The organism is Paraburkholderia flagellata (genome assembly GCF_021390645.1).
Classification (GTDB): Bacteria; Pseudomonadota; Gammaproteobacteria; order Burkholderiales; family Burkholderiaceae; genus Paraburkholderia; species Paraburkholderia flagellata.
The window spans coordinates 2925155-2946621 of sequence record NZ_JAJEJT010000001.1 but is presented as its reverse complement, the minus strand read 5'-3'; the positions used below and the strand labels follow the sequence as shown (position 1 = coordinate 2946621).

19 protein-coding genes are annotated in these 21467 nt (G+C 63.9%); 7 read left to right on the top strand and 12 right to left on the bottom strand.

The features are described 5' to 3' along the window. Window positions 1-76: 76 nt before the first annotated feature. A complete protein-coding gene (locus tag L0U83_RS13280) occupies window positions 77-904 on the bottom strand; it encodes a Mut7-C RNAse domain-containing protein (protein ID WP_233883216.1) in 828 nt (275 codons plus the stop codon). A gap of 137 nt (window positions 905-1041) precedes the next feature. Between L0U83_RS13280 and L0U83_RS13275 the strand changes: the two genes are divergently transcribed. Together L0U83_RS13275 and L0U83_RS13270 are read left to right on the top strand one after the other, a co-directional pair. Next, window positions 1042-1914, top strand: a complete 873-nt coding sequence (locus L0U83_RS13275) for an NAD(P)-dependent oxidoreductase (protein ID WP_233883213.1) — start codon at window positions 1042-1044, stop codon at window positions 1912-1914. Between the two features lie 253 nt (window positions 1915-2167). Further along, window positions 2168-2533: a response regulator gene (locus L0U83_RS13270; RefSeq protein ID WP_233883212.1), complete on the top strand. Its 366-nt coding sequence runs from the start codon at window positions 2168-2170 to the stop codon at window positions 2531-2533. Window positions 2534-2771: 238 nt separating this feature from the next. On the opposite strand, the gene argC is transcribed toward L0U83_RS13270, so the two are convergent. The 3 genes from argC to L0U83_RS13255 all read right to left on the bottom strand — a co-directional run bounded on the left by argC (window position 2772) and on the right by L0U83_RS13255 (window position 5176). Continuing rightward, a complete protein-coding gene (argC, locus tag L0U83_RS13265) occupies window positions 2772-3719 on the bottom strand; it encodes an N-acetyl-gamma-glutamyl-phosphate reductase (RefSeq protein WP_233883210.1) in 948 nt (315 codons plus the stop codon). Between the two features lie 136 nt (window positions 3720-3855). Next, complete coding sequence (locus tag L0U83_RS13260) at window positions 3856-4437, bottom strand: flavodoxin family protein (RefSeq protein ID WP_233883208.1); 582 nt, start codon at window positions 4435-4437, stop codon at window positions 3856-3858. 148 nt (window positions 4438-4585) lie between these two features. Beyond that, window positions 4586-5176, bottom strand: coding sequence for a YbhB/YbcL family Raf kinase inhibitor-like protein (locus L0U83_RS13255; protein ID WP_233883207.1), 591 nt, complete (start codon window positions 5174-5176; stop codon window positions 4586-4588). Between the two features lie 270 nt (window positions 5177-5446). Here L0U83_RS13255 and L0U83_RS13250 point away from each other — a divergent pair, with 270 nt between their 5' ends. Then, complete coding sequence (locus L0U83_RS13250) at window positions 5447-6154, top strand: response regulator (protein ID WP_233883204.1); 708 nt, start codon at window positions 5447-5449, stop codon at window positions 6152-6154. Window positions 6155-6241: 87 nt separating this feature from the next. On the opposite strand, the gene L0U83_RS13245 is transcribed toward L0U83_RS13250, so the two are convergent. Continuing rightward, the gene (locus L0U83_RS13245) at window positions 6242-6928 is read right to left on the bottom strand and encodes an orotate phosphoribosyltransferase (protein WP_028203433.1); all 687 of its coding nucleotides are present in this window, start codon (window positions 6926-6928) and stop codon (window positions 6242-6244) included. Window positions 6929-7297: 369 nt separating this feature from the next. Here L0U83_RS13245 and L0U83_RS13240 point away from each other — a divergent pair, with 369 nt between their 5' ends. Together L0U83_RS13240 and L0U83_RS13235 are read left to right on the top strand one after the other, a co-directional pair. Further along, window positions 7298-8542, top strand: a complete 1245-nt coding sequence (locus L0U83_RS13240; RefSeq protein WP_233883202.1) for an MFS transporter — start codon at window positions 7298-7300, stop codon at window positions 8540-8542. A gap of 213 nt (window positions 8543-8755) precedes the next feature. Further along, window positions 8756-11041, top strand: a complete 2286-nt coding sequence (locus tag L0U83_RS13235) for an NADP-dependent malic enzyme (protein ID WP_233883200.1) — start codon at window positions 8756-8758, stop codon at window positions 11039-11041. Window positions 11042-11136: 95 nt separating this feature from the next. On the opposite strand, the gene L0U83_RS13230 is transcribed toward L0U83_RS13235, so the two are convergent. Continuing rightward, complete coding sequence (locus L0U83_RS13230) at window positions 11137-14739, bottom strand: indolepyruvate ferredoxin oxidoreductase family protein (RefSeq protein WP_233883198.1); 3603 nt, start codon at window positions 14737-14739, stop codon at window positions 11137-11139. 404 nt (window positions 14740-15143) lie between these two features. Here L0U83_RS13230 and L0U83_RS13225 point away from each other — a divergent pair, with 404 nt between their 5' ends. Further along, window positions 15144-15332 carry a hypothetical protein gene (locus L0U83_RS13225; protein WP_133183457.1) on the top strand — a complete coding sequence of 63 codons (189 nt, stop codon included), beginning with the start codon at window positions 15144-15146 and terminating at the stop codon, window positions 15330-15332. 133 nt (window positions 15333-15465) lie between these two features. Here the strand turns inward: L0U83_RS13225 and hppD are convergent, their stop codons facing one another. Further along, window positions 15466-16563, bottom strand: coding sequence for a 4-hydroxyphenylpyruvate dioxygenase (gene hppD, locus L0U83_RS13220; protein WP_233883196.1), 1098 nt, complete (start codon window positions 16561-16563; stop codon window positions 15466-15468). A gap of 139 nt (window positions 16564-16702) precedes the next feature. Here hppD and L0U83_RS13215 point away from each other — a divergent pair, with 139 nt between their 5' ends. After that, window positions 16703-17197, top strand: coding sequence for an Lrp/AsnC family transcriptional regulator (locus L0U83_RS13215; protein WP_028203439.1), 495 nt, complete (start codon window positions 16703-16705; stop codon window positions 17195-17197). A gap of 104 nt (window positions 17198-17301) precedes the next feature. Here L0U83_RS13215 and L0U83_RS13210 read toward each other — a convergent pair whose 3' ends face one another. The 5 genes from L0U83_RS13210 to paaD all read right to left on the bottom strand — a co-directional run bounded on the left by L0U83_RS13210 (window position 17302) and on the right by paaD (window position 21448). Then, window positions 17302-17967, bottom strand: coding sequence for a GNAT family N-acetyltransferase (locus L0U83_RS13210; protein WP_233883195.1), 666 nt, complete (start codon window positions 17965-17967; stop codon window positions 17302-17304). A 262-nt stretch (window positions 17968-18229) separates the two neighbouring features. Next, window positions 18230-18832 (bottom strand): TetR/AcrR family transcriptional regulator, encoded by a 603-nt coding sequence (locus L0U83_RS13205; protein WP_233883194.1) that lies wholly within the window; start codon window positions 18830-18832, stop codon window positions 18230-18232. Window positions 18833-18838: 6 nt separating this feature from the next. Then, complete coding sequence (locus tag L0U83_RS13200; RefSeq protein WP_233883193.1) at window positions 18839-19663, bottom strand: DUF1835 domain-containing protein; 825 nt, start codon at window positions 19661-19663, stop codon at window positions 18839-18841. Between the two features lie 164 nt (window positions 19664-19827). Beyond that, window positions 19828-20916, bottom strand: coding sequence for a 1,2-phenylacetyl-CoA epoxidase subunit PaaE (paaE, locus tag L0U83_RS13195; RefSeq protein ID WP_233883192.1), 1089 nt, complete (start codon window positions 20914-20916; stop codon window positions 19828-19830). Window position 20917: 1 nt separating this feature from the next. Then, window positions 20918-21448, bottom strand: coding sequence for a 1,2-phenylacetyl-CoA epoxidase subunit PaaD (gene paaD / locus L0U83_RS13190; RefSeq protein WP_233883191.1), 531 nt, complete (start codon window positions 21446-21448; stop codon window positions 20918-20920). Between the last annotated feature and the right edge of the window lie 19 nt (window positions 21449-21467).

Here is a 21467-nt window from a genome sequence, read left to right as displayed (position 1 = left end):
CAAACGCCTGCGGGCGTCCATCACGGCTACGTGCCTCACGAGCGCCTTTTGGCCGCATCGAGTACCTGCGATACCCCTACGCGCCGCCGTCGCGATCCGGCCCTTCATGGCTGTTGTGGCGCTCGTGCGGGTTGTGCCCGTTGTGTGCCGCGTGCGCTTCGTCGGTGGGTCGCGTGAGGCCGTCGATCAGCGTGCGCATGCGCTGCCAGTGCGAGCCTTCCCAGAACACGCGCTGACAGACGTCGCAGGTCACGAAGCGCGTCTGCCGGTCGTAGACGCCGGCGGGTACGCGTTCGCGGACCGCGGCGCGCTCGATGGGCCGCAGAGGCGCGTTGCACATGAGGCACAGCCGGAACGGCCGCGCACTCGCCGCCAGGTCGAGCCGCTCGAAAATCTCGTGGACCTGGGCGCGCGGTTTTAGCGCGCGCACGTAGCAGCCATGCGTAATGCTGCGCCGCTTGAGCAGTTCACGGTCGCGCGTGAGCACGATGCGATGCTCGGCGGCTGCAAGCGCCTCGATCTCTTCGTCGGGGAAGTGGTTGTCGTAGAGCGTATCGAAACCGGCCAGCCGCAGGAGTTGCGCGAGGCCGCCAAGATGCGCGTCGGCGACGAAGCGCAGTTCGCGCAGCGGCGCGTCGCGCACGCGCAGCAACGGCCGGATGTCGAGCGCTTCGAACTTCGGATAGACGGCCACGCGGTCGCCATCCGCGAGCGGATGGTCGAATCCCACTGATTCGTCATTCACGAGGATCAGTTCGACTTCCGTATGCGGCACGCCGAGCGCTTCGATCATGTGTTTCGCCGTGGCGTCGCGCGCGCAGGCGCAACTGAACGCACGCCGGCGCAGCGGCCGCGCAAGAAAGTCGTTCAGCTCCTCGTAAAAGCGAAAGGTGGCGGTGACCATGCAAAGCAGTATCGCACCGCCTGCCGCAGTGCGTGCGTGTGTTCGCGGCGTGAGAGGCTGGCTGCAGCGCGTGCCGCCTTGTGCTGTACTGCATCTTTCCTCGGGTTTCCCCTCGTTTTTCATGGAAGGAGCAGGCGATGGACATCGGATTTATCGGTCTTGGCGAAATGGGCGGCGCGATGGTCGGCAATCTGCTGAAAGCAGGCCACACGGTGCGCGTATGGAACCGCACGGCCGCGAAGGCGCAGGCGCTTGCCGAAGCGGGCGCGCGCATCGTCGGCACGCCGGGCGAGGCCTTCGCGGGCGACGCCGTGCTCTCGATGCTCGCCGACGACGCCGCGCTGCGCGAGGTCATCGACTCGACGCTGCTCGATCACGCGCAGCCAGGCCTCGTGCACGTGAACATGGCGACCATTTCCGTCGAACTGGCCGAAGCGCTGGCGCATGCGCATGCCAAGCGTGGATTGCGCTACGTGGCGGCGCCCGTGCTCGGGCGCCCGGACGCTGCGCAGGCGGCGAAGCTCACGATCATGGCGGCAGGGGCGACCGAGGCAATCGACCGCGTGCAGCCGCTTTTCGACGTAATCGGGCAGAAGACATGGCGCGTTGGCGCCGTGCCGCAGCAGGCGAACGTGATGAAACTCGCCGCGAACTTCATGCTGGCTTCGGCTGTCGAGTCGCTCGGCGAGGCGGCGGCGCTGCTCGACGGCTATGGCGTCGCGATGCGCGACTTCCTCGACGTCGTGACGGGCGGCCCGTTTCCGGGCCCGGTGTATGCGGGCTACGGCGGCATGATCGCGGAGCGGCGCTACGAGCCTGCGCTCTTCAAGGCTCGCCTTGGCCTGAAGGACGTGCGGCTCGCACTGGCCGCCGCCGACGCCGCCGCGACGCCGATGCCGCTCGCTAGCGTGCTGCGCGACAGCCTGCTCGAAGCCGTGGCGCACGGCGACGGCGAGCGCGATTTCGCCGTGCTCGGCAAGGTCGCTGCGCGGCGCGCGGGCCACGGCTGAATACCGGGGCGCAATGAGGCCTGGCGAACGTTCGCAGGCGTTTCGCGATCAAAATCTCTAGACGATCGCTCGGTGACGCACAAAGACCTGGCGGCCAGGCTTTGCACAATGTGGCGCATCTCGACGGACGACGGCCGGGTTTGCGGCGCCGCCCGCGATGTGGGGACGGGGAACCGATGATGACGACAGGGCGCGCACCGGATCGATCGGGAGATCTGGCTGCGAGACCCATTTCAGGGTAGGAGAACGGCGGATGGAGACGCATATCCTGATCGCCGACAACGACGAGAAGTCGCTAGACGGACTCAGCACCTTGCTGACCGATCTTGGCTACGGCGTATCTGTGGCTCGCACGCTCGACGAGGCGGTCGATCTTGCCGCGCGCGGCGCGCCCGACGTGGCGATCGTGGCGCTTTCGCTCGCGCAGGACGAGCCCGGGATGATCGTGCGGCAATTGCGCGCGATTAGCGGCGAGCGCGCTCCGCTCCTGATCGCGCTCGCCGGCTGGGGCGAGTCGCGCCACCGCGACGAGGCGCTCGCGGCGGGCTTCGACGTGCATCTTGTGCGACCTGTGGGGCTCGATCAGTTGATGTTCATCCTGTCCATGACAGGACAATGACGAATGTGTTGTTGTGGCGCAACATTCAGGGTGCGCACTACTTTACATGTTGCATTGCATCACGCTAGTCGATATACTGCTTCTTGTCTCCTCCATGTCTCCTCTGATATGGATTCAGCCCGCCAAACATTGGCGGGCTTTTTTTCGTCTGCAGGTTTTGCAACGGCGCAAAACATCGGATACAAAAAAACCGGCTCAGCGAGCCGGTTTTTTGTTTGCGCTGCCAAACCGCGCGGCTTCAGACATGAAGGCCGGTATTCTCGGCCGCGCCGATCGCGAGATTCATGCACTGGATCGCCGCGCCCGATGCGCCCTTGCCGAGGTTGTCGAGGCGCGCAACGGTGACGAACTGCTCGTCGTTGCCGAACACGAACAGGTCCACGCGGTTCGTGTCGTTGTTCGCCTGAACGTCGAACATGCCGGCGTCGAGGTTTTCATCGGCATTGAACGGCGCCACGCGTACGAATTGTTCGCCCGCGTAGTACTCGGCGAAGAGCGCCTGCACGTCCTGCGGCTTTGCACCGCGTGTGAGCTGCTTCGGCGAAAAATAGGTCGTGACCGCGAGGCCCTTGTAGAACGGCCCCACGATCGGCGTGAACACCGGCGCCGACGTCAGGCCACCGTGCACCGCCATTTCCGGCAGATGCTTGTGCGTGAGGCCGAGCGCGTACGGGCGCGGGCTCGCGAGCTTCGCGTTGCCGCCCGCTTCGTAATCCGCAATCATCTTCTTGCCGCCGCCGCTGTAGCCCGTGAGCGAGTAGCTGTGCGCGGCGAACTCCGGCGCGACGAGGCCGGCTTCGACGAGCGGGCGCATGGCGAGGATGAACGCCGAAGCGTGGCAGCCGGGCACCGCGATGCGCTTCGATTTGCGCACCTTGTCGCGCTGGGCTTTGGTCAGCTCGGGCAGGCCGTACGCCCAGTCGGCCTGGGTGCGAAACGCCGTGCTCGCGTCGATGAGGACGGTGCGGTCGTTTTCGACGAGCGAGGCCGACTCGCGCGAGGCGACGTCGGGCAGGCACAGGAACGTCACATCCGAAGCGTTGATGAGACGGCGGCGTTCCTCGACGTCCTTGCGCTTCGCATCGTCGATACGCAGGATCTCGACGTCGGTGCGCGGCGACAGGTATTCAAAAATCTTCAGGCCGGTCGTGCCTTCCTGTCCGTCGACAAAAACTTTCGTGCTCATCTCAGTCTCTCTGAACGCGGGGGGATTGCGGGGCGCCATCACCCAGGGCGGCGCTGGAACGGTATTTTAAGACGTCATGCCGGCGCACGTGTGAACGCGCCTGGAAAAAATCGGGGCTTACCCGTAAGGCAATGGCTCAGGTGTTCGCCGCGCGGCCGGTCAGCCAGCGGGCCGTGACGGCGGCGACGCGCACGCCAAAGGCGCGCGCCGTTTCGAGGTCGCCCGCGGGCGGCGCTTCCTCCGGCGTGGCGTCGGCCGGCGACTGCGCGAGCAGCCCGGTGAAGCCGCCCACGAAGTTCACGTCGTTGCGCGTGGCGGCCTTCGTGTTCGCGGGCAGCATGCCGGTGCCGCTCCAGACCATGCCATGCTGCATCGCCAGCGTGACGAAATACTGGATGGTCGAAAACTTGTCGCCATTCATGGTCGCCGAGTTGGTGAAGCCCGCGGCGATCTTGTCCTTCCATGTTTGCGTGAACCATGCCTTCGAACTCGCGTCCGCGAACTTCTTGAAGTCGGCGGACGGTCCGCCCATGTAGGTGGGCGCGCCGAACACGATGCCATCGGCGGCGTCGAGAGCCGCCCAGCCCGCATCGTCGATCTCGCTCACGGCGATCATCTTTGCGTCGGCGCCCGAGCCCTGCAGTCCCATCAGCACGTTCTCCGCAAGTTTCTTCGTATGGCCGTCGCCACTGTGATACGCAATGACGATCCGGGACATGGACAACTCCTCCATTCAAGGGGTGGGGGACGATGCGCAGCGCGGCAACCCGCGCGCCGCTGAAACGGGACGCGTTATCTTAAACAGTTCCGTGTTGCCGCATCCGTCGCATGGCGCATCGGCCGCGAGTGGCGCGCAACCGCTCCGGTCAGCGGCCGTACGTCACGATGATTTGCGCGCTTCCGAGCGTCGAACCGCTGATCTCGCGATCGAACAGCGCGGCAGGGCGGCCTTGCGCGAGCGGGAGCGTATCGACGTTTAGCGCGTAGACGGTGATGACGTAGCGATGGGGATTGCCCGGCGGCGGGCACGGTCCCCCGTAGCCGTCGATGCTGAAGTCGTTGCGCGCTTCGATCGCGCCGAGTTTGCGCAGCGCGCCCGAAGCGCTGGCGTTCTCCGGCAGGCTCTTCACGCTTGCAGGAATATTCGCGACGGCCCAGTGCCACCAGCCGCGCCCAGGCGCGTCGCGATCGAAGATCGTAATGGCAAAACTACGTGTAGTTGCAGGAGCATTGCGCCAGGTCAAACTTGGCGATTCGTTCGGCCCCTTGCAGCCAGCATCGTTGAAAATCTGTCGCGCTCCGACTTTTCCGCCGTCACTGAGATCGGCGCTCGTTACCGTGAAACTTTCGCCTGCACAGGCCAAGTTGGCGGTCGTCACGATGCTCGCGAAGGCGAGCCACGTGAATACGCTTGCACGGCGCGTGCAACCGCGCCGAAAGTCATATGGAGTACGCATCAGCGAGTTCTCCTGTATGTTTGTGAAATTCGGGCCACGTAGTCCTGAAGGAAAGGTTTGATTTGTTCCCTAGTCCGAATTTGATCCAATATAGCGGTATAAGCGAGCGAGTTTTCGCCTGCGCGCGTACAGAATGAGCGGTAGGATTCCGCTATAGTCGTATATTCTCCTGCTTGGGCACGTAAAGCCTTCGGGCGCCAGAAACAAGAAGCGAAATATGGGCTGGCCTCGCGCCGGAGAGAGAAGCAGGTTCGCCTACAGGGAGGGGTAATGCAGCAACCAATCAGGGTCGTAGTCGCCGACGATCATCCGGTGATCTTGTTTGGTGCGGAACATGCACTGCTCAATTTTCCAGGGATCCAGGTCGTTGGCCGTGCCCGCCAGTCCACCGAGCTCGTCAAGGCGTTGCAAACGGTTCCCTGCGACGTGCTGGTCACTGACCTTGCCATGCCGGGCGGCCAGTACGGCGATGGTTTGCCGCTCATCGGCTACCTGCGGCGCAACTTCCCGAATGTTCCTATCGTTGTCCTGACGATGCTTGAAAATGCCGCGCTGCTCAAACGCCTGGGCGAACTTGGCGTGATCGCGGTGGTGCACAAGTCCGACGACCTCAGCCATATCGGCCTCGCGGTGCAGCATGTGAGTCGCAATCTCGAATATATGAGTCCGCAGGTGAAGGTTGCGCTCGATCAATTGCGCATCAACAGCGGTGGGAAAACCGACGAAGTGATCCTCTCAAAGCGAGAACTCGAAGTCGTGCGACTCTTTGTTTCTGGGATGACGATTAAGGAAATATCCGAGAAACTGAATCGAAGTATTAAGACCATCAGTACTCAAAAGAACACGGCGATGCGCAAGCTCGGACTCGATCGAGACTCCGAACTTTTCCAGTACGCACAGAGCAATGGCTTGCTGAATCTCTCTTCGCACGCGCCCGATGTGCCTGACGACGGCGGTGAGGCACAAACGGCGCATTGAGCCCGCTGCTGTGCACCGGCCACAAAAAAGGCCATCTGCCCAGGAGGCAGATGGCCTTTTTGCTATGCGCTTGTACGGCTTGTGCGCTTACTGCGGTGCCGACGTTGCGCCACCGTGCGCAGCCGACCACTCAGCCGGCGCGTGCAGGAATTTCTCGACTTCGTCGAGCGTCTTCGTTTCGAAGTAGCCCGATTCCTTGGCGACGCGCAGCACGTCCCACCACGTTGCGAGGGCGTGCAGGTCGACGTCGATGTCCTTCAGGACCGAGACGCTTTCCTTGAAGATGTTGTAGTGGAACAGCACGAAGCAGTGGTTCACCTGCGCGCCGGCCGTGCGCAGCGCGTTGATGAAGTTGATCTTGCTGCGGCTGTCGGTGGTCAGGTCTTCGACGAGCAGCACGCGCTGGCCTTCGGTGAGCAGACCCTCGATCTGCGCGTTGCGGCCGAAACCCTTCGGCTTCTTGCGCACGTACTGCATGGGCACCATCAGGCGGTCGGAGAGCCATGCCGCGAACGGGATGCCCGCGGTTTCGCCGCCGGCCACGGCGTCGATCTGCTCGTAGCCGACATCGCGCAGGATGGTGGCTTCAGCCATTTCCATCAGGCCGCGGCGCACACGCGGATACGAGATCAGCTTGCGGCAGTCGATATAGACCGGGCTCGCCCAGCCGGAAGTGAAGATGAAGGGCTTTTCGGCGTTGAAGTGCACGGCCTTCACTTCGAGCAGCATTTTCGCGGTTGCGTCCGAGATCGTCTGGCGATCGTAGCCTGTCATGGGCGAATCCTTGGATATGAGAGCGGGAGGAGGGTGGGCGCGGGGCCCGGTGGCGCTGGCACGGCGGGCTCGAAGCGTGGCTTCGGCGCCTGCGGTGCGCGGCCCGGGGGCGTCGATCGTCTGACAACATCGGTCAGGACGATTCGCCCGGTCCGGACGGCTTCACGTGCGCGCGTAGGCCGGTATTTTACCCGACTTGACGATTGCCGACGAGTCGCAACGGCAACCGGCGCCGGCTATATGGGGCGCGAACAGCGGTGGCGCGGCTGTATGCGCGGGTTTGCAGCGCGGTTGTGACGGCCCGGCCACGCCTTTACACTCACGCCGGTTTGCGTTCCCCGTCAGCGCGCGTTTCTCAGGATTGCCCACATGACCGCCGTTTCTCCGCCCGCCTCCGCCACCACCCCGCGCGCCCACGCCCTGCGTGCGCTCGTCGCTTCGGTGCTTGGCTACGCCATGGACGGCTTCGATCTGCTGATGCTCGGCTTCATGCTGCCCGCGATCAGCGCCGATTTGCATCTCTCCGGCGCGCAGGCGGGCGCGCTCGTTACGTGGACGCTCGTCGGCGCGGTGGTGGGCGGCATCGTCTTCGGGCTTTTGAGCGACCGCTACGGGCGCGTGCGCGTGCTCACGTGGACCATCCTGCTGTTCGCCGTCTTCACCGGTATGTGCGCGCTAGCGCGCGGCTACGGCGACTTGCTCGTCTACCGGACGATTGCGGGCATCGGACTGGGCGGCGAATTCGGCATTGGCATGGCGCTCGTTGCAGAGGCCTGGCCCGCGCAGCTGCGCGCGCGAGCGTCGTCGTATGTCGGGCTCGGCTGGCAACTGGGCGTGCTGGCCGCGGCGCTGCTCACGCCGCTGCTGCTCCCGCTGATCGGCTGGCGCGGTATGTTCGCCATCGGGCTGCTGCCGGCGGTCGTTTCGTTCGTGGTGCGGCGCCGCGTGGAGGAGCCCGAGCTTTTCGTCGCGCATGCGCAGCGCGTGGCCGTGGCGGCCAAGGCGGAGCGCCCGCGCGCGCTGCGCATGCTCGTGGCCGATGCGCGCACCGCGCGTGCGAGCCTGGGCGTCGCGGTGCTGTGCTCGGTGCAAAACTTCGGCTACTACGGGCTGATGATCTGGCTGCCCGCCTACCTTTCGAAGTCGTTCGGCTATTCGCTCACCAAGTCGGGGCTCTGGACTGCCGCGACGGTTGCCGGCATGGCGCTCGGCATCTGGCTTTTCGGCATCGCGGCCGACCGCTTCGGCCGCCGGCCCGCCTTCCTGTTCTATCAAGCCGGCGCCGTGGTCATGGTGTTCGTCTACGCGCAGCTTTCCACGCCGTTTGCGCTTCTGATTGGCGGCGCGGCGATGGGCGTATTCGTCAACGGCATGATCGGCGGCTATGGCGCGCTCATTTCCGAGCTGTATCCGACCGCCGCGCGCGCCACCGCGCAGAACGTGCTGTTCAACATCGGCCGTGCCGTGGGCGGCTTCGGGCCGCTCGCCGTGGGCGCACTGGCCGCGCGCTATTCCTTCACGGTGGCGCTCGGCATGCTCGCCGCTATCTACGTGCTCGATATCCTCGCGACCCTCTTCCTGATTCCCGAACGACGGGGCGCTGCGCTCGAATAAGCACGGCGCATCGGTCAGACGAAAGCGCGCTGCGCGCGCCCGCTTGATCGCTCCTGCGAATTCCCGGTATCAGTCTTTGACCCACGTGGACGCGAACGGCGCCAGGTGTACACTAATCGCCCCTGCTGGAACGCTCGTGCCGCGCGAACCGGCGGGCCTACGACCATAAAAGATTCTCTCTCTCACGTCTCTCACGTCTTGGCAGGCCTGAAAATGGATGAACAACTGAAGCAAAGCGCGCTTGCGTATCACCAGAATCCGAAGCCCGGCAAGATCTCGGTCACGCCGACCAAACCGCTTTCAAACCAGCTCGATCTTTCGCTCGCTTACTCGCCCGGCGTTGCGGCCGCTTGTGAGGCGATTCACGCCGACCCGCTCGATGCGCAGAAATACACCTCGCGCGCGAACCTCGTTGGCGTCGTGACGAACGGCACGGCCGTGCTCGGCCTCGGCAACATCGGCCCGCTCGCGGCCAAGCCGGTGATGGAAGGCAAGGGCTGCCTCTTCAAGAAGTTCGCAGGCATCGACGTGTTCGACATCGAACTCGACGAACTGGACCCGGACAAGCTGGTCGACGCCATCGCGATGCTCGAGCCGACGCTCGGCGGCATCAATCTCGAAGACATCAAGGCGCCCGAGTGCTTCTACATCGAGCAGAAGCTGCGCGAGCGCATGAAGATTCCCGTTTTCCACGACGACCAACACGGCACGGCCATCATCGCGTCCGCTGCGATCCTCAATGGCCTGAAGGTTGTGGGCAAGGATCTCGGCAGCGTGAAGCTCGTGTGCTCGGGCGCGGGCGCGGCGGCGATTGCGTGTCTGGACCTACTCGTGAAGCTGGGTCTGAAGAAAGACAACATCCTCGTCACCGACTCGAAGGGCGTGATCTACGAGGGCCGCGGCAATCTCGATCCGTCGAAGGCGCGCTATGCGGCCAACACCGAAGCGCGCACGCTCGGCGACGCGATCAAGGCCGCAGATGTGTTCCTCGGCTGTTCGAGCGCGGGCGTGCTCAAGCCCGAGATGGTCAAGGAGATGGGCGACAAGCCGCTGATCCTCGCACTCGCGAACCCGGAGCCGGAAATCCGCCCGGAAGAAGCGAAAAAGGTGCGCCCGGACGCGATCATCGCCACCGGCCGTTCGGACTATCCGAACCAGGTCAACAACGTGCTGTGCTTCCCGTTCATCTTCCGCGGCGCGCTGGACGTGGGCGCGACGACCATCACGGAAGAGATGAAGCTCGCGTGCGTGCGCGCGATCGCGGAACTCGCCGAGGAAACCGATCAGGGTGACGAAGTGGCGAAGGCCTATGAAGGCCACACGCTCGAATTCGGCCCGGAATACCTGATTCCGAAGCCGTTCGACCCGCGCCTCATCATCAAGATCGCACCGGCCGTGGCGCAAGCCGCGATGGATTCGGGCGTGGCCACGCGTCCGATCCAGGACATGGACGCCTACCGCGAGCAGCTTGGCGCGACGGTCTACCGTTCGGGCATGGTGATGCGCCCCGTGTTCGCGGCGGCGAAGGCCAACTGCGCGCGCATCGTGTTCGCCGAGGGCGAAGACGAGCGCGTGCTGCGCGCTGCGCAGTTCGTGCTCAACGAGAAGATCGCCAGGCCAATCATCGTAGGCCGCCCGTCGGTCGTGGAAATGCGCCTGAAGAAGATGGGCTCGAAGCTGCGTCCGGGTACGGACTTCGAGATCGTCGATCCGGAAGACGATCCGCGCTTCCAGAAGAGCTGGCAGGCGTACCACGAACTCGGCGCGCGCCAGGGCATCACGCCCGACGTGGCAAAGGCTTCGGTGCGCAAGTTCAACACGCTGATCGGCGCGATCCTCGTGCATCTGGGCGACGCCGACGGCATGATCTGCGGCCTGCTCAACAGCTTCGACTATCACCTCAAGTTCGTCGACCAGGTGTTCGGCAAGGCCAAGGAAGCCCAGAACTACGCGGCGATGAACCTGCTGATGCTGCCGGGCCGCAACATCTTCATCAGCGACACCTACGTGAACGAAGTGCCGAGCGCCGAGCAGCTTGCCGACATGACGATCCTCGCCTCGCGCGAAATCGAGAAGTTCGGCATCACGCCGAAGGTGGCGCTGCTGTCGAGCTCGAACTTCGGCAGCGTGCGTTCGTCGACGTCGCAGCGCATGCAGGCAGCGCGTGAGCTGATCGCCGCGCGCGATCCGCAGCTCGAAGTGGACGGCGAAATGCATGGCGACGCGGCGCTCTCCGAGCTGATCCGCAAGCAGGCGTTCCCGGGCACGACGCTCACGGGCGAAGCGAACCTGCTGATCATGCCGAACGTGGAAGCGGCCAACATCGCGTACAACCTGCTGAAGGTGATTGGCGGCGAAGGCGTGACGGTGGGCCCATTCCTGCTGGGCGCTTCGAAGCCGGTGCACATCCTCACGCCGGCGGCGACGGTGCGACGCATCATCAACATGACGGCGGTGGCTTCGGCTAACGCGAATGTAGCGAAGGCGGCGGCGAAGTAAGCGCGCTTCCGACAATCGCCTGATGTGAAAAGGGCGCTCCGTGCTGTGAACTTACCGCTCGGAGCGCCCTTGGTTTTTACGGCTTCAAGAAAGCATCAAGCCGCGTGCCGCGCCGCGCCGTTTTCCGGCGAGCGCCACTTCGCAAGCAGCGTGCCCCACTTCGCGCGCGCGGCCTTGAGGTTGTTCTCCTTGACGTGGCCGTAACCGCGAATAGCATCGGGCAGATTCGCGAGTTCCACCGCGAGCGGCAGATTCGCCTCGCTCAATCCGCCGATCACCTCGCGCATCAGCGTCTCGTAGTCGCCGATCAATGCGCGTTCGTGGCGGCGTTCCTCCGTGCGGCCGAACGGGTCGAGCGCCGTGCCGCGCAGGAACTTGAGCTTTGCGAGCATGCGCATGGCCGTGAGCATGCGCGGGCCGTACTGCTTCTTTACGAGCTGGCCTTTGTCGTCGTGCTTCGCGAACGAGGGCGGCGCGAGATGGAAGTTCACCTTCCAGTCGCCTTCGAAGCTCGCCTTGATCTTCTCGATGAACGCCGGGTCCGCATAGAGGCGCGCGACTTCGTACTCGTCCTTGTACGCCATCAGCTTGTGCAGGTTCTTCGCCACGGCTTCGGTGAGCGGCGACTGCCCGTCCAGGTGCTCGAGCTTCGCTTCGGCCTGGCGCACGCTTTCGACGAATGCGCGATAGCGCCGCGCGTACGCTTCGTTCTGGTACGCGGCGAGATACTGTGCGCGCTTTTCGATGAGCGTGTCGAGCGCCTTGGGTGTGTGCAGCGAGACGATTTTCGCACCGGAGGCTTCAGCGCTTTGATCGTTGAGCGGCTTCTTCACAAGCTGATCCACCGCCGCGCGATCGTGCGCCACGCGCCGGCCCCATTCGAACGCCGCGAGATTCTTCTCGACCTGCACCGCGTTCAACTCGATCGCGCGCACGAGCGACTCGTGCGTGAGCGGCAGCCAACCCTTCTGCCATGCGTAACCGAGCACGAACGGGTTCGTGTAGATCGCGTCGCCGAGCAGCGCGAGCGCGTAGCGGTTCGCATCGACGGTCGCGACGTTGTCCGTGCCCGCTGCGGCGCGTACATCAGCTTCCGTGTTGGCGCCCGGGAACTGCCACTGCGGATTCTTGATGAACTCGGCGGTCGGCGTGGGCGCGCTGTTGAGCACGACGTGCGTCATGCCTTCCTGCATGCGCGAAACGCAGTCGTCGCCCGCCGTCACGATGGCGTCGCAGCCGATCACGAGGTTCGCCTCGCCCATGGCGATGCGCGTGGCGTGGATGTCGTCGGGCCGGTTGGCGATCTGCACATGGCTCATCACCGCGCCGCCCTTTTGCGCGAGGCCGGTCACGTCGAGCACCGTCACGCCTTTGGCTTCGAGGTGCGCGGCCATGCCGAGCAGTGCACCGATCGTCACCACGCCAGTGCCGCCCACACCCGTCACGAGCACGCCGTAGGGACGCTCGATCGCAGGCACGTCAGGCGTCGGCACGCCCGGCATCGCCTCGTTCGCCACGCTGCTCGTCTTCGGCTTGCGCAACTGGCCGCCTTCCACCGTCACGAAGCTCGGGCAGAAACCCTTCAGACACGAGAAGTCCTTGTTGCAGGTGGACTGGTTGATCTGGCGCTTCGTGCCGTACTCGGTGTCGAGCGGCTCGACGCTCAGGCAGTTCGATTGCACCGAGCAGTCGCCGCAGCCTTCGCACACGGCCTCGTTGATGACCACACGCTTTGCCGGGTCCGGATACGTGCCGCGCTTGCGGCGGCGGCGTTTTTCGGTGGCGCAGGTCTGGTCGTAAATCAGGATCGTCGTGCCGGGAATCTCGCGCAACTCGCGCTGGATCGCGTCGAGCTGGTCGCGGTGGTGAATCGTTACGCCCGGCGCGAGCTTCGTGGCAGGTTCGCCTTCGTACTTCTCGGGTTCGTCGGTGACGATCGCGATCTTCGCCGCGCCTTCGGCGGCGACCTGATGCGTGATCTGCGGCACGGTGAGCGTGCCGTCGACAGGCTGTCCGCCCGTCATCGCCACCGCGTCGTTGTAGAGAATCTTGTACGTGATGTTCGCCTTCGACGCAATCGCCGCGCGGATGGCGAGCAGCCCTGAGTGGAAGTAGGTGCCGTCGCCAAGGTTGGCGAACACGTGCTTGTCGTTCGTGAACGGCGCCTGGCCGACCCACGCGACGCCTTCGCCTCCCATCTGGCTAAAGGTGCTCGTGTTGCGGTCCATCCACACGGTCATGTAGTGGCAGCCGATGCCGGCCATGGCGCGCGAGCCCTCGGGCACGTTCGTCGATGTGTTGTGCGGGCAACCGGAACAGAACCACGGTTTGCGCTCGACTTGCACACGCGGTCTCGCGAGCGCCTTTTCCTTCGCCTCGATCACGGTCATGCGCACCGCGATGCGCGCGCGCACGTCGGAGGGCAATTCGAATTTCTCGAGCCGCGTGGCGATGGCTTTCGCGATGATCGCCGGCGAAAGCTCGTAGTGCGCGGGCAGGAGCCAGTTGCCCATCGGCACCGACCATTCGCCGCCGGCGCCATCCTTCTCGTCGAACTTGCCGTACACGCGCGGACGCTGCGCATCGGGCCAGTTGTACAACTCTTCCTTGATCGCGTATTCGAGAATTTGACGCTTTTCCTCGACCACGAGAATCTCTGCGAGGCCGCGCGCGAAAGCGTGCGCGCCCTGCGCTTCGAGCGGCCACACGCAGCCCACCTTGTAAAGCCGGATGCCGATGCGCGAGCAGGTTTCGTCGTCGAGGCCCAGGTCGGTGAGCGCCTGGCGCACGTCGAGATACGCCTTGCCGCCCGTCATGATGCCAAAGCGCGCATGCGGCGAATCGATCTCGATGCGGTCGAGCTTGTTGGCGCGCACGTAGGCGAGACCTGCGTACCACTTGTAGTCGAGCAGACGCGCTTCCTGCACGAGCGGCGGATCGGGCCAGCGGATGTTCAGGCCGCCATCGGGCATTGCGAAGTCTTCGGGCAGGATGATGTTCGTGCGATGCGGGTCGATCTCGACCGACGCCGACGATTCGACCACGTCGGTCACGCATTTCATCGCGACCCAGAGCCCCGAATAGCGGCTCATCGCCCAGCCGTGCAGGCCGAAATCGAGATATTCCTGCACATTCGAGGGGAACAGCACCGGCAGGCCGCACGCCTTGAAGATGTGCTCCGACTGGTGCGCGAGCGTGGACGATTTCGCCGCGTGGTCGTCGCCAGCGAGCACCAGGACGCCGCCGTGAGGCGAGGAACCCGCCGAGTTGCCGTGCTTGAATACGTCGCTGCTGCGGTCGACGCCCGGGCCCTTGCCGTACCACATCGAAAACACGCCGTCGTATTTCGCGGACGGATAGAGGTTCACCTGCTGCGAGCCCCAAACGGCGGTGGCAGCGAGGTCTTCGTTCACACCGGGCTGAAATACGATTTGATGCGCGGCGAGATGTTGCTTCGCCTTCCAGAGGGACTGATCGAGACCGCCGAGCGGCGAACCACGATAGCCTGAGATGAACCCCGCGGTATTGAGACCGGTGGCCTTGTCGCGCTCTTGCTGCAGCATCGGCAGGCGGACCAGCGCCTGGATACCGCTCATGTACGCGCGGCCGCGTTCGAGGGTGTATTTATCGTCGAGCGTGACGGAAGCGAGTGCGGCTTCGAGCGAAGCGCGCTGACCTGCGTCTAGCGGGGCATTCATTATGTGTCTTCCTCCATCCAACCAATCCGTTGTGGGATCGCCAGAACTTCAGGGCCTCGGCATCTTGTGAATGCGTTGGCCGGGGTCGCCATAGTGGCTTCTTTCTTTCGATAGTAGCACTCGGATAAACCCGCCGCTTCGAGGCCCGGAGCGCTGCGCCGCACTGCGCTGCATCTTTCGGACCCGTGGCGCCGTGACGCGCAAGCGGCCTGAAACCGATGTGTAATAAGGGATGTGTCGAATTCCTCTGAGGAGTAACAACGTGTAAAACTTGCACTACCTGGGAACCGGTCTTGAATATCCTGTCTAACTCCCTCACCTGTGCGAACCGCGCAGCTTCCCTGGCTTTAACAGTTATTAAAAGGGGCACTACTGCGAAAGGCAGTCTAAAAAAGGAGTACAGCATGAATAATCGACATATCCAGACCTTCCTGACGGTCTCGGCCGCGTTCTTTGCCATGAGCGCGCCGCTGCATTCGAACGCCAGCACGAAGAGCGGCGAGAGTGCGACGACCCGATGCGCCCAGTACACGCTGAGCATGAAGGCTGATACGAACGCCATGCCGGCCGCGAAGGCCGAACGCAAATCCTGATGCCGCGCTGATCCGCGCAGCATTCCATTCACCTGAATGCGTCGCCGGGTGTGCGGCGGCGGATTCAAAAGTCAAAAAGGGCGAAGATCGCGTGATCTTCGCCCTTTTTGTTTGGCATTAGCTTGTGATGCCGTCAGGCCTTGTCCTGAACCACGCCACGGCGGATCTGGTCGAGTTCGATCGATTCGAACAGCGCCTTGAAGTTGCCCTCGCCGAAGCCCTGGTTGCCCTTGCGCTGGATGATCTCGAAGAAGATCGGGCCGATCTGGTTCTCCGTGAAGATCTGCAGCAGCAGGTCTTCGGGCATGCCGTCGATCAGGATCTTGCGCTTCCTCAGTTCTTCCAGCGGCTCGGTGTGGCCGGGAATGCGGCGGTTCACGAGTTCGTAGTACGTGTCGATCGTGTCGAGCAGCGCGATGTTCGAGGTGCGCAGGCCATCCACGGTGCGGTAGATGTCGTTCGTGCCGAGCGCGATGTGCTGGATGCCTTCGCCGTGATAGGCGTCGAGATATTCCTGAATCTGGCCGGCCGTCTCGCCGCCTTCCTCGTTGATCGGAATGCGGATCTTGCCGCACGGCGAGGTCATCGCCTTCGACTTCACGCCCGTAACCTTGCCTTCGATGTCGAAGTAACGGATTTCGCGGAAGTTGAAGAGGCGCTCGTAGAACTCGGCCCATTCGGCCATGCGGCCGCGATGGACGTTGTGCGTGAGGTGGTCGATATACGTGAGGCCGTGGCCAACCGGGTTCTGATCGGCGCCCTCAATCGGCTCGAAGTCGACGTCATAGATGCTGATGTCGCCAATGCTGCCGGGCGCCGCGCCATTCTTGCCGCGCCAGCGGTCGACGAAATAGATCAGCGAGTCGCCGATGCCCTTGATCGCCGGAATGTTCAACTCCATCGGGCCCGTCTTGTTGTCGAAGCCCCACGCGCCGAGTTCGAGTGCGTGCTTGTAGGCCTTGGCGGCGTCCTGCACCCGGAAAGCGATCGCGCAGATCGACGGACCGTGCAGACGCGCAAAGCGCTGAGCGAACGAATCGGGTTCGCCGTTGACGATGAAGTTGATGTCGCCCTGGCGGTATAGCGTCACGTCCTTGTGGCGATGGCGCGCGATGGCGGTGAAGCCCATGCGTTCGAACAGTTTGCCGAGCGCCTTGGGGTCCGGCGCGGTGTATTCGATGAACTCGAAGCCGTCGGTGCCGACGGGGTTCTCCCAGTTGGGGACCAGCATGGTTGTCTCCTGGCTGATGTAGATCAGATTTCGTGGACTAAGTGTAGTCCGCCGTATTGGGCGAAAACTTGCGAGTTAGGTCGCGTTGCCAACGATTTGCGCTATAAACTGCCTTGGATAGGTCATCAGAAGGCAGAAAATGGCAAGCATCGAATTAGACGCAATCGACAGGCGCATTCTGGCGATCCTTCAGGAGAATGGCCGCCTCTCGAACCAGGAGATCGCTGAGCGCGTGAATCTCTCGCCGAGCCCATGCTTGCGGCGCATCCGGCGGCTGGAAGAAAGCGGCGTAATTCGCAGCTACGTGGCGCTGCTCGATGCGCAGAAGCTGGGACTCGATCTGCTTGCATACGTGAACGTGCGGCTGGAAAAGCGTGGGCCCACGGCGGCAGGGCGCGAGGGCGTGACGCACGCCGAGCTATTTCGTGCAGCGGTGCAGACTTGGCCCGAGGTGGTGGCCTGCCACGCCATGACAGGCGACATGGATTTCCTCCTGCGCGTGCAGGTGGAGGATATGGCGCACTTCTCGCGCTTCGTGCAGGATCAACTGCTGCACCATCCGTCGGTGATCGACGTGAAGTCCAGTTTCTCACTCGATACGTTCAAGGAAACGACGGCGTTGCCAATTCGCTAACTGCGCGTAACTACGCGCTGACTACGCGGCGCCGTGCGGCAGACGCAAAAAAAGCGGCCAAAGCCGCTTTTTTCAGTGCATCAGTCTGTCCCGAAGGGCAGGAGTCATGCCGCGACAGCTTGCGGCAGGATCGTTTCCATCAGCTTGCTGGCCTGGCGCGCCTGGCGCTTGAGCGCGTAGTCGAACACGGCGGCTTGCTCCTGGAGCATTTCGGCGATGATGCTGCTCTGGTCGGCCGGTTCGAGCGAGAGATACGCGTCGGCTTCACCATAGGCGTACTCGATCTTCATGCCCGACTTCTTGGCGATGTGCATCATCGTCGAGTTGCGCGACAGGCAGTGCATGTAAAGCGTGGTGACGTGCGTGTTCCGGCTGCGGATGGCGGCGCGCTCGAACAGCTTCGAGCCGATGCCCTGGCCGCGCGCGCTTTCCAGCACGGACACGCCGAACTCAGCCGTACGGCCGTTGCCGTCCGCCGGCAAGTAGGCCAGATGACCGGCGCCGACGAGTTGCAACTGGTGGTCGAACACGCCGAACACGGTGTCGCGCGTGAAGTCCATCGAGCGCACGTACTTTTCGATCACGTGGTCCGGAGCGGCCTGGCCGAAGCGCAGCAGGCGGTCATCGCTATCGAGCGTGAGAAAGTGCGCGAGCAGGCGTTCGCGGTCTGCCGAGGTGAGCACTCGCACCATGACGGGCGCATGACCGGATGTCAGCGGACGAGCGGACGCAATGATCGGCACGTTGGCTTGGGTCGAAAGCGGGGTCATAGTGGGTTCTCCTTAAAATGCATGCCGCATGATGCAGCGCAAAACGCATTCTAGCGGAAACCCTGGGTGCCCTCTAGGGAAAACCCGGAGTGTAAATTTGAGTGTTGCGCCTAATTAATAATGATATAGACACAAGTAATTGATTATTAACGACTAAATTTTCGGGTCGTTTGACGTGTCAACTGTTGTCATGGTGCATCATGTCGCATCGCAACAATCTGGCCCGAAAATTTCGACCGCGCCGGCGCCGCTCGGGCACCGTTCAGGCGGCCTTCAGCCCGTGATCGACCATGGCGATCACCTGCTCGGCGAAGTCGCGATAGGCCATGCGGCCACCCGGCTTGAGCCATGTGAATGTCCAGTTGATCATGCCGAACACCATCATCGTCAGCGCGGTCTGGTTTTCGCTCGTGACCTGGCCGGGGTACGCGCGTGCGAGTTGGCGCGTAAAGGCGGCGACCACGTCGCGCTGGCGGTTCAGGATGATTTCGCGCTGGGCGTCCACGAGATATTTGACGTCGTTCAGGAGCGCCACGTGGCGGCTGTGCGAGGTTTCGTATTCCGCGAGGAACGCGCGAATCAACTCGGCGAAGCACTCGCGCTCGTCGTGACCACGCCGCTGGCTCGCGCCTTCCACCTCCGCGATGATCAGCATGAGCCGCTTGGTGTAGCGATCGAGCAGATCGAAAAGGATCGCTTCCTTGCTCTCGTAATAGTGATAAAGCCGAGCCTTCGAGGTGCCGCTGGCCGCGGCGAGGTCAGACATCGAGGTGCTCGGGTAGCTCGTCTGCGCGAATTTGGCGGCAGCGAGTTCGAGGATCTGGTCGCGTTGGGTTTCGTGGTCGGGCGCTCGGGTGCGTGCCATGGGAATTCAGCGGGGAAGGGAAAGGTGCGCGGCGGTTTGCGGAAGCGGAGGACGGGCGGCGCGCGCGGCCGCGGCAAGCGGGGCGCAGGCCGCGCACATATCGTCGCGCAGGCGCAATTCTTCTGCCGCGCACAGTTCGCGCAGGCGCCACAGAACAACCGGCTCGCCAACCGTGAAGCCGGCGCCGCTCCGCGTGAGCTCGGCGCCGAGCACGTCGCTGGCGAGCCACGATGCGCCCGCCGGACGGTCCTCATGGGCGTCGAGCACGTCGAGGATCATCGCGTCGAGGTCGCTCCACGTGCCGCTCGTAAAGGTGTTGTCGCGCCAGCGGCGCGTCTCGCCGTTGGCGAACTTGGCTTCCTGCCACTCCAGCGCGAGGCGCGTGATGCGCAGCACCGAGATCGGTGCGGCCTCGGACAAGCGCGCCTCGATGCGGGTGGCGGCGTTCGGGCCCGAAATTTCATCGATGGTGAGGCGCACTTCGTTCAAACGCTGCGGGACATCGCGCAAGCGGTAGCAGACACGCCGCAGCGCGAGTTGGTGGGCGGCGTCGTGCGTGTGCCAGATCACCACGTGGGAGTCGTCGGCTTCGAGGGCAGTCAGCGCCGCGCAGTCGTCGTAGGCAAGGGCTGGCGGCACGTCGCCAAGACGCTCCCAGAAGGCGGCGCGTAGCGCCACGCCGGGGTCGCCTGCTACGTCGATGTCTCGCAACGGACCTACCGTCAAGTCGTCGCGCAGGGCGACCACGCGGTCCGGACGGTCTGCCGCTTCGAGAGCCTGACGCAGCGCAGCCGCGGCCGGCTCGCCGTAAATGAGGTGAATCGTGGTCATCGTCAACTCGTTGCGTTCACGATGAACGCCCGTAAGCCTGAAAGCACGCAAATAACAAAAGGGGCCGCCCGCGGGTGTTGCAGCGCTGCGCTGCAACACCCGCGGGCGGCCCCTAGTGTAAGCGGATCGCCTGCAGGCCGAAAGCGTGCTGTTGCTCTAACGCCTTAACGTTCGTCGAAACTCACGACCACACGCTCGCTCACCGGATGGCACTGGCAGGTGAGCACGAAACCGTCCTTCACCTCCTGCTCCTCGAGCGTGTAGTTCTTGTCCATCTTCACCTCGCCTTCGAGCACCTTGGCGCGGCAGGTGCAGCAAACGCCGCCCTTGCACGCGTAAGGCAGCGCCAGACCTGCCTTCAGGCCGACGTCGAGCAGGCTCACGCCCTCGTACGGCAGGCGCATCTTGCGCTTCTTGCCGTCGATGACGATTTCGAGGTCGGCTGCCGGCGTGCTTTCGGTGATCTCGACGTCCGGCACGCCCGCCTGCGGCAGCGGCGAGCCGAAGCGCTCCACATGCACCTTCTGCGGCGGCACGCCTGCGTCCTTGAACGCGGCCTCGGCGGCGTCCATCATCGGGCCGGGGCCGCAGATGAACGCTTCGTCGATCTCGTCGGCCGGCAGCAGCGTTTCGAGGAACGCTGCGCACTTGGCCTGGTCGAGCACGCCGTTGAAGAGTTCGACGTCCTGCAGGTCGTCCGAGAGCACGTGATAGAGGCTGAAGCGGCTCATGAAGCGGTTCTTCAGGTCCTCCAGCTCCTCGGCGAACATGATCGCGTCGACGCTGCGGTTGCCGTACACGAGCGTGAACGCGCTGCGCGGCTCGGTTTCGAGCGTCGTCTTGATGATCGCGAGCACGGGCGTGATGCCCGAACCGCCCGAGAACGCCACGTAATGCTTGCCATGCTCGGCGTTCAGGTGCGTGAAGAAGCGGCCATCGGGCGTCATCACGTCGATTTCGTGGCCCGGCGCGAGCTGATCGAACGCGAAGTTCGAGAAACGCCCGCCGCGCACGCGCTTGATGCCGATGCGCAACTCGCCGTCGCGGTCGTAGTCGGTCACGCCCACGCAGATCGAGTACGAACGGCGCGTTTCTTCGCCGTCGATGTGGGTCTTGAGCGTGACGAACTGCCCTTGGGTGAAGCGATACGCGTCGCGCAGCTCGGGCGGGACTTCGAAAGCGACAGAGACCGCGTCCGCGGTTTCGGGCCGCACTTCGCGGATGCGCAGCGAATGGAATTGCGGAGTGGCCATATCAGTACGGTTTGAAGTAGTCGAAGGGTTCGCGGCAGTCGATGCAGCGGTAGAGCGCCTTGCACGCGGTCGAGCCGAACTGCGCGAGGCGTTCGGTGTGCTTCGAGCCGCAGCGCGGGCAGGCAGGCGCGGGCAGTTTTCTCGGCACGAAGGTGATCGGCTGTTCGCCGGCCTGAGCCGTGCCACTGCCGCAGTTTCCTGTGGGCGGCGCGATGCCGTAGACGCGCAGCTTCTCGCGCGCTTCGTCGGTGATCCAGTCGGTGGTCCACGCGGGCGTCAGGGTCGTCGCGATGCGGTACGGCGCGAGTGCGGCGGCGTCGAGCGCGTGCGCGACATCCTCCGCGATCTGCGACATCGCCGGGCAGCCGGAGTAGGTGGGCGTGATGACCACTTCGATCTGGCCGTCGGCGGCGCGGCGCACGTCGCGCAGGATGCCCAGTTCGCGGATCGACACGACCGGAATCTCCGGATCGGGTACCGATTCCAGCACTTCCCAGGCGCGTTCGAGCGCGTGATCTGCCGTTGCTTGCATCGTGACTTCCTCTTTTCCT

What these genes read in the sequence shown, in the direction of transcription:
- L0U83_RS13280 (WP_233883216.1), bottom strand. Translation starts at nt 904, where the DNA reads ATGGTCACCGCCACCTTTCGCTTTTACGAGGAGCTGAACGACTTTCTT.
- L0U83_RS13275 (WP_233883213.1), top strand. Translation starts at nt 1,042, where the DNA reads ATGGACATCGGATTTATCGGTCTTGGCGAAATGGGCGGCGCGATGGTC.
- L0U83_RS13270 (WP_233883212.1), top strand. Translation starts at nt 2,168, where the DNA reads ATGGAGACGCATATCCTGATCGCCGACAACGACGAGAAGTCGCTAGAC.
- argC (WP_233883210.1), bottom strand. Translation starts at nt 3,719, where the DNA reads ATGAGCACGAAAGTTTTTGTCGACGGACAGGAAGGCACGACCGGCCTG.
- L0U83_RS13260 (WP_233883208.1), bottom strand. Translation starts at nt 4,437, where the DNA reads ATGTCCCGGATCGTCATTGCGTATCACAGTGGCGACGGCCATACGAAG.
- L0U83_RS13255 (WP_233883207.1), bottom strand. Translation starts at nt 5,176, where the DNA reads ATGCGTACTCCATATGACTTTCGGCGCGGTTGCACGCGCCGTGCAAGC.
- L0U83_RS13250 (WP_233883204.1), top strand. Translation starts at nt 5,447, where the DNA reads ATGCAGCAACCAATCAGGGTCGTAGTCGCCGACGATCATCCGGTGATC.
- L0U83_RS13245 (WP_028203433.1), bottom strand. Translation starts at nt 6,928, where the DNA reads ATGACAGGCTACGATCGCCAGACGATCTCGGACGCAACCGCGAAAATG.
- L0U83_RS13240 (WP_233883202.1), top strand. Translation starts at nt 7,298, where the DNA reads ATGACCGCCGTTTCTCCGCCCGCCTCCGCCACCACCCCGCGCGCCCAC.
- L0U83_RS13235 (WP_233883200.1), top strand. Translation starts at nt 8,756, where the DNA reads ATGGATGAACAACTGAAGCAAAGCGCGCTTGCGTATCACCAGAATCCG.
- L0U83_RS13230 (WP_233883198.1), bottom strand. Translation starts at nt 14,739, where the DNA reads ATGAATGCCCCGCTAGACGCAGGTCAGCGCGCTTCGCTCGAAGCCGCA.
- L0U83_RS13225 (WP_133183457.1), top strand. Translation starts at nt 15,144, where the DNA reads ATGAATAATCGACATATCCAGACCTTCCTGACGGTCTCGGCCGCGTTC.
- hppD (WP_233883196.1), bottom strand. Translation starts at nt 16,563, where the DNA reads ATGCTGGTCCCCAACTGGGAGAACCCCGTCGGCACCGACGGCTTCGAG.
- L0U83_RS13215 (WP_028203439.1), top strand. Translation starts at nt 16,703, where the DNA reads ATGGCAAGCATCGAATTAGACGCAATCGACAGGCGCATTCTGGCGATC.
- L0U83_RS13210 (WP_233883195.1), bottom strand. Translation starts at nt 17,967, where the DNA reads ATGACCCCGCTTTCGACCCAAGCCAACGTGCCGATCATTGCGTCCGCT.
- L0U83_RS13205 (WP_233883194.1), bottom strand. Translation starts at nt 18,832, where the DNA reads ATGGCACGCACCCGAGCGCCCGACCACGAAACCCAACGCGACCAGATC.
- L0U83_RS13200 (WP_233883193.1), bottom strand. Translation starts at nt 19,663, where the DNA reads ATGACCACGATTCACCTCATTTACGGCGAGCCGGCCGCGGCTGCGCTG.
- paaE (WP_233883192.1), bottom strand. Translation starts at nt 20,916, where the DNA reads ATGGCCACTCCGCAATTCCATTCGCTGCGCATCCGCGAAGTGCGGCCC.
- paaD (WP_233883191.1), bottom strand. Translation starts at nt 21,448, where the DNA reads ATGCAAGCAACGGCAGATCACGCGCTCGAACGCGCCTGGGAAGTGCTG.